Origin of the sequence: Kitasatospora sp. NPDC059571 (genome assembly GCF_042735675.1) — a bacterium.
GTDB lineage: Bacteria > Actinomycetota > Actinomycetes > Streptomycetales > Streptomycetaceae > Kitasatospora.
This window is the reverse complement of sequence record NZ_JBHWBW010000490.1, coordinates 1-5,889: the sequence shown is the minus strand read 5'-3', so window position 1 is coordinate 5,889 and position 5,889 is coordinate 1. Positions and strand designations below refer to the sequence as shown.

The window sequence follows — 5,889 nt, the reverse complement described above, 5'->3', positions numbered from 1 at the left end:
CAGCACCCCGCTGACGCCGGCGGCGACGGGCGCGCGCGCCGGGAGGCCGACCTGATCGCCACCGGCCTGGAGGCCGGGCTGCTGGACGCCGAGACCGAGCCGGCCACCGCGCCGGACCCGCGCCGCCACCCGTCCCACCCGGACTTCGTGCCGAGCCAGACGCCGTCCCGCGAGTGGACGGACAACCGGCTGGCCGCGCTCGCGGACGAGCGGATCGCCCTCACCGACGTCCGCCCCGGCCCGCTGGGCACCCTGGACGTCTACGCCTTCGCCGACGGCACCACGCTCTGCGTGGCCCCGGGCGACCGCGAGGCCGCCTACCGGCTGATCGACGCCGTCCAGGCCGGCGAGGACGTGCGGCTGCTCGGCGGCTCGCGCTTCTCCGGCTCGTACTCGCTGACCTTCTCCACCGACGACGACACGGTCTACGTGCTCGCCGACCGGGTGGTCGCCAGCATCTGAGGCCCCGCCGGGGCCACCCGGGCCCGCCCGCCGGGCGGGCCCCGCTGCTGCCGGCCGCGCGCTAGCGCGCGGCCAGTTCCTCGGTCCGCAGGACGTCGGCCAGGGCGCCGGCCAGCAGGTCGGGCTCGCCCTCGGCGGCGAGCGCCAGGTCGTGGCCGGCCACCGCGAGCTGGTCGCCGACGGCGAACACCCCGGCGTCCGGGATCTCGCGCGGCGGCTCGCCCTCGGCGGCCAGGGCGGACGCCGCCAGCCGCCGGGCCAGCTCCAGCACCGCCGCGGCCCGGGACGGGTGGCCCGGCACGGCGCCGAGCAGCCGGCTCTGCGGCATCGAACGGCACCGGTCGGCCAGGCGGTCGACGGCTTCCAGCAGGGCGTGTGCTTCGGACATGCGGCGAGCGTAGCGGTCCCCGGACGGCCGACGGCCCCGGGAGCGGTGCTCCGGGGGCCGTCCGCACGGCGTGGCGCCGGGCGGGGGGATCAGTCGTCGCCGCGCAGGATGGCGATCAGCCGCAGCATCTCCAGGTAGATCCAGACCAGCGACAGGGTCAGCCCGAAGGCCGCCCGCCACGACTCCTGCTGGGGGGCGCCGCCGCGGATCGCGTTCTCGATCTCGGCGAAGTCCAGCGACAGGAAGAACGCGCCCAGGCAGATGCCGACCAGGCCGACCGCGATGCCGAGCGGGCCCGAGCGCAGGCCCATGTCGGCGCCGAACAGCGAGGCGACCACGTTGATCAGCAGCAGGCCGAGGAAGCCCATGGCGATCGCGAGGCCGATCCGGGTGTACCGCGGGGTGACCCGGATCCGGCCGCTCCTGTAGGCGATGAGCATCGCGCCGAAGACCGCCGCGGTGCCGAGCACCGCCTGGATCGCGATGCCGGGCCAGATGTCGTTGAACACCTTGCTGACCGCGCCGAGGAAGAAGCCCTCCAGCCCGGCGTAGAGCAGGATCAGCGGCGGGCTGACGCTCTGCTTGAAGGTGATCACCAGGCCGACCACGAAGGCGACGAGTGCGGCGCCCATGGCGAAGCCGTACGTCCCGGAGGGCAGGGTGAACCAGGCCAGCGCGCCGGCGGCGACCAGGGTGAGCAGGGTGAGGGTCGTCCGGGCGACCACGTCGTCCATGGTCATCCGGCCGGTCTGCAGCGGGCCCGCGGACGGGGCCCCGTACATCGCGGCCAGCTGGTCGTCCGTCAGCTGCCCGCCCGGCGCGGCGCCGGGGCCGCCGGCCTGCGGGGCGGCGTACGGGTTGTTGGCGTAGGGGTTGTCGGCGTACGGGCCGCCCGCGTGGGGGGCGGCGTGCGGCTGCCCGGCGGCGCCGAATCCCGCGTAGCCCGTGTCGCGGGAGAAGGAGCCCTCCCGCGAGAAGACCGGGTTGCTGCTTCTCATCTCGTTCCCTCCGGGGCGGCACGGCGCCGCCCACGGAGCAAGGGTAATGGTTTGGCAAAAGCGCCCGCGTCCACCCCGAGGATGATCTCGGGGGGCCGGAAGGAGGTGCTGGTGCCCGGAGCCGGACTCGAACCGGCACGGCCTCACGGCCAAGCAGTTTTAAGCTGCCCGTGTCTGCGTTCCACCACCCGGGCGTGAACCGCGCGCCCCTGTGCGGGCTACCCCTGAGCCTAGTCGCCCGGATCCCCGTTTTGCATGTTCCGGCCGCCGGAAGTTGTCATGTTTCCTTGCCATCTGACGAGCTGTCCGAGAATCGGCCACCGGGCCGCCGGGTTCCGGCCAGGGCCGGCCGCCTCAGGGTCGCCGTCATACCGCAGGAGGAGAGGTCCGCCCCCCGGATACGCCTGGCGGCGGTCGGCACAACCGTTCGCCGGGCCGACAGCGGGCCCGGTCGCCGCCGGGAGGATGGAAGAACCATCCCGTACCCTCCCGACAGGAGCATCCCCGTGACCACGACGACCGCGACCGCCGTCCGCACCGGCCGGGCGGCCGCCCGCGCCACCGGCCTCAGCAAGGTCTACGGGGAGGGCGAGACCCGCGTCACCGCCCTGGACGACGTCAGCGTGGTGTTCGGCCGGGGCGAGTTCACCGCGATCATGGGCCCGTCCGGCTCCGGCAAGTCCACCCTGATGCACTGCATGGCCGGGCTGGACACGGTCTCCGCCGGCTCCGCCACCATCGGCGACACCGAGCTCGTCGGGCTGCGGGACAAGCAGCTCACCAAGCTCCGCCGGGACAAGATCGGCTTCATCTTCCAGGCCTTCAACCTGCTGCCCACGCTGACCGCGCTGGAGAACATCACCCTCCCGATGGACATCGCCGGCACCAAGGTCGACCGGCAGTGGCTGGACCGGGTCGTCGACACCGTCGGCCTCTCCGGGCGGCTCGCGCACCGGCCCTCGCAGCTCTCCGGCGGCCAGCAGCAGCGCGTCGCCTGCGCCCGGGCGCTGGCCGGCAAGCCCGAGATCATCTTCGCCGACGAGCCCACCGGCAACCTCGACTCCCGCTCCGGCGCCGAGATCCTCTCCTTCCTGCGCAACTCGGTGCGCGAACTCGGCCAGACCGTCGTCATGGTGACCCACGACCCGGTCGCCGCCTCCTACGCGGACCGGGTGGTCTTCCTCGCCGACGGCCGGATCGTGGACGAGCTGACCGCCCCCACCGCCGACACCGTCCTGGACCGCATGCGCCGCTTCGACGCCAAGGGCCGGACGAGCTGACGCCCCGTACGCAGCCCGCCCGTACCGACCACCCCAGGACACCTCCCATGTATCGCACCGCACTGCGCAACGTGCTGGCCCACAAGGGCCGCCTGCTGATGACGGCGCTCGCCGTCATGCTGGGCACCGCCTTCGTGGCGGGCACCATGGTCTTCTCCGACACGCTCGGCCAGGCCATGAAGAACAGCTACACCAAGAGCTACGCCGATGTGTCGGTGCTGGTCACCGACCAGTCCGCGGGGTCCGGCGCCTCCGCCCGCCGGCGCAGCGAGGCCGCCGGCGCCGCCCGGCTGACCGACGCCACGGTGCGCGACCTCGCCGCGCTGCCCGGTGCCGGGAGCGCCCGCGGCACGGTGTCCGGCTTCGCCGGCGTCGCCGACCGCAAGGGCGACCTGATCGGCCAGGCCTGGTCGGCCCGCGGCGCGAACTACGTGCCGGACGCCTCGGGCAAGGACCCGCGCTACCCGCTCGCCGAGGGCCGCGCCCCGCACGGCGACAAGGAGATCGCCCTCGACCGGGCCACCGCGGACTCGGCCGGCTACAAGGTCGGCGACACCGTCCGGCTGGCCACCACCGGCCCCGCCTTCAGCACCGTGCTGACCGGCATCTTCACCACCGACGACCCGGACGTCTCGGCCGGCGCCACCCTCACCCTGTTCGACACCGCCACCGCGCAGAAGCTGCTGCTGACCCCCGGTCAGTACAGCAGCATCGCGGTCGGGGCCCGGCCCGGCACCACCGAGGACGCGCTGCTCACCCAGGTCCGGGCCAAGCTGCCCGACGGCGACCGGTTCACCAGCGAGACCGGCCGGCAGCTGACGGACGAGCAGCAGAGGATGATCGCCGAGGGCACCAGCGGGATGAAGACCATGCTCCTGGTCTTCGCCGGAATCTCGCTCTTCGTCGGCATCTTCATCATCGCCAACACCTTCACCATGCTGGTCGCCCAGCGCACCAAGGAGCTGGCGCTGCTGCGCGCGGTCGGCGCCGGGCGCTCCCAGGTCACCCGCTCGGTGCTGGTCGAGGCACTGATCATCGGCGTCACCGCGTCGGTGGCCGGCCTGCTCGCCGGCATCGGGATCGGCGCCGGCATGCAGGCGGTGGTCCACGCGCTGGAGTCCACCATGCCGACCGGCTCGCTGGTGATCGCACCCGCCACCGTGGTGGTGGCCCTGGTGGTCGGCGTCCTGGTGACCGTCGTCTCCGCCGTGCTGCCCGCGATCCGGGCCTCCCGGATCGCCCCGGTCGCCGCGATGAGCAGCGGTGAGCAGCCCGCCACCCAGAAGAGCCTGATCGTCCGGAACGTGCTCGGCTCGCTGGTCACCGCGGGCGGCCTGGCGCTGATCGTCTCGGGGGCGGCCACCCACAGCTCGGACGGCCGGATCCCGGTGGCCGCGGGCGCCGCGCTCGCCCTGATCGGCGTGTTCGTCCTGCTCCCGCTGCTGTCCCGCCCGGTGATCGCGCTGGTCGGCCCGCTGCTCGCGGCGCTGGCCGGCACCCCGGGCAAGCTCGCCCGGCAGAACGCGGTCCGCAACCCGCGCCGCACCGCGGCCACCGCGGCCGCGCTCACCATCGGGCTCACCCTGGTCAGCGCGCTGACCGTGCTCGGGGCGTCGGTCGGCGCGACCGTCGACAAGGCGGTCACCAGCGCGATGAAGGCCGACTACGACGTGGCCATGGCCAACGGCATGCCGCTCTCCCCCGAGGTCGCCGCCGCCATCGCCAAGGCGCCCGGGGTGAGTGCCTCCAGCCCGCTCTCCAACGTGTACTGGGAGTTCGACGGCCGCAGCCGCGCCGTGATGGGCGTCGACGCGGCGCACGCCAGCCAGGTGATGCGGCTGACCATGACGAGCGGCACCGCCGAGGCGCTCGGGCAGGGCCTGGCCCTGGTCGACGGCGACCTGGCGAAGAGCCGCGGCCTGCGGGTCGGCTCGGCGATGCAGGCGGTCTACCCGGACGGCAGCAAGGGCACCGTGACGGTGGGCGGCGTCTTCGAGCCCAACCAGATGCTCTCGCCGATGCTGCTCTCCAACGAGGAGGTCACCAAGCACGAGGAGGACGCCTACGTCCGGGACATCCTGGTGAAGGGCGCCGACGGGCCCACCCCGGCACTCAAGCAGGCCATCAAGGACGCCACCGGGAACAACCCGGTGATCGAGGTCAAGACCAAGCAGGACATGCGGGACGAGTTCAACAAGATGATCACCTTCGCGCTGAACATGATGTACGGCCTGCTGGCCATGTCCGTCCTGGTCGCCATCCTCGGCGTGATCAACACGCTGGCGATGTCGGTCTTCGAGCGCAAGCGCGAGATCGGCATGCTGCGGGCGATCGGCCTGGACCGGCGCGGCATCAAGCGGATGGTGCGGCTGGAGTCGGTGGTGATCTCGCTGTTCGGCGCGGTGATCGGCGTCCTGCTCGGCTGCTTCCTGGCCTGGGCGGTCAACGGCACCCTGTCGTCCAGCCTGCCGGGGCTCGGCACGGTCGTCCCCTACGGCAAGATGCTGGTCTTCCTGGCGCTGGCCGGGCTGGTGGGCATGGTGGCGGCGATCTGGCCGGCCCGACGCGCCTCCCGGCTGGACATCCTGGAGTCCATCAAGACGGACTGACCGCCCCTCAGCGGCCCGCAGGGGCCCCGCTCCCCGGACGGGGGCGGGGCCCCGTCCCGGTGCCCGCCGGGGGCCCCGGGCGGCCCCCCCGCCCCGCGCGCCGCCGGCCCCCCCCCGGCCGCCCCCGGCGCCCGGGCGGGTATGAAACACAA

The 5,889-nt window shown here is 73.7% G+C and carries 4 protein-coding genes, 1 tRNA gene and 1 pseudogene; 3 read left to right on the top strand and 3 right to left on the bottom strand.

Going from position 1 to position 5,889, the window contains the following annotated elements:
- Window positions 1-462 (top strand): annotated as a pseudogene (locus ACFV0G_RS33680) (hypothetical protein); the annotation flags it as partial.
- A gap of 61 nt (window positions 463-523) precedes the next feature.
- Here the strand turns inward: ACFV0G_RS33680 and ACFV0G_RS33675 are convergent.
- The 3 genes from ACFV0G_RS33675 to ACFV0G_RS33665 all read right to left on the bottom strand — a co-directional run bounded on the left by ACFV0G_RS33675 (window position 524) and on the right by ACFV0G_RS33665 (window position 2,042).
- On the bottom strand, window positions 524-850 hold the full coding sequence (locus tag ACFV0G_RS33675) for a hypothetical protein (RefSeq protein WP_380556204.1): 327 nt from the start codon (window positions 848-850) through the stop codon (window positions 524-526).
- A gap of 89 nt (window positions 851-939) precedes the next feature.
- A complete protein-coding gene (locus ACFV0G_RS33670) occupies window positions 940-1,848 on the bottom strand; it encodes a Bax inhibitor-1/YccA family protein (protein WP_380556202.1) in 909 nt (302 codons plus the stop codon).
- A gap of 109 nt (window positions 1,849-1,957) precedes the next feature.
- A tRNA-Leu gene (locus tag ACFV0G_RS33665) sits at window positions 1,958-2,042 on the bottom strand.
- Window positions 2,043-2,354: 312 nt separating this feature from the next.
- Here ACFV0G_RS33665 and ACFV0G_RS33660 point away from each other — a divergent pair.
- Together ACFV0G_RS33660 and ACFV0G_RS33655 are read left to right on the top strand one after the other, a co-directional pair.
- Complete coding sequence (locus ACFV0G_RS33660) at window positions 2,355-3,128, top strand: ABC transporter ATP-binding protein (protein WP_380556200.1); 774 nt, start codon at window positions 2,355-2,357, stop codon at window positions 3,126-3,128.
- A 47-nt stretch (window positions 3,129-3,175) separates the two neighbouring features.
- On the top strand, window positions 3,176-5,737 hold the full coding sequence (locus ACFV0G_RS33655) for an ABC transporter permease (RefSeq protein WP_380556198.1): 2,562 nt from the start codon (window positions 3,176-3,178) through the stop codon (window positions 5,735-5,737).
- Window positions 5,738-5,889: the final 152 nt, after the last annotated feature.

Bases quoted from the DNA above. Each gene is read 5' to 3' on its own strand.
- ACFV0G_RS33675 (WP_380556204.1), bottom strand. From the start codon at position 850: ATGTCCGAAGCACACGCCCTGCTGGAAGCCGTCGACCGCCTGGCCGAC.
- ACFV0G_RS33670 (WP_380556202.1), bottom strand. From the start codon at position 1,848: ATGAGAAGCAGCAACCCGGTCTTCTCGCGGGAGGGCTCCTTCTCCCGC.
- ACFV0G_RS33655 (WP_380556198.1), top strand. From the start codon at position 3,176: ATGTATCGCACCGCACTGCGCAACGTGCTGGCCCACAAGGGCCGCCTG.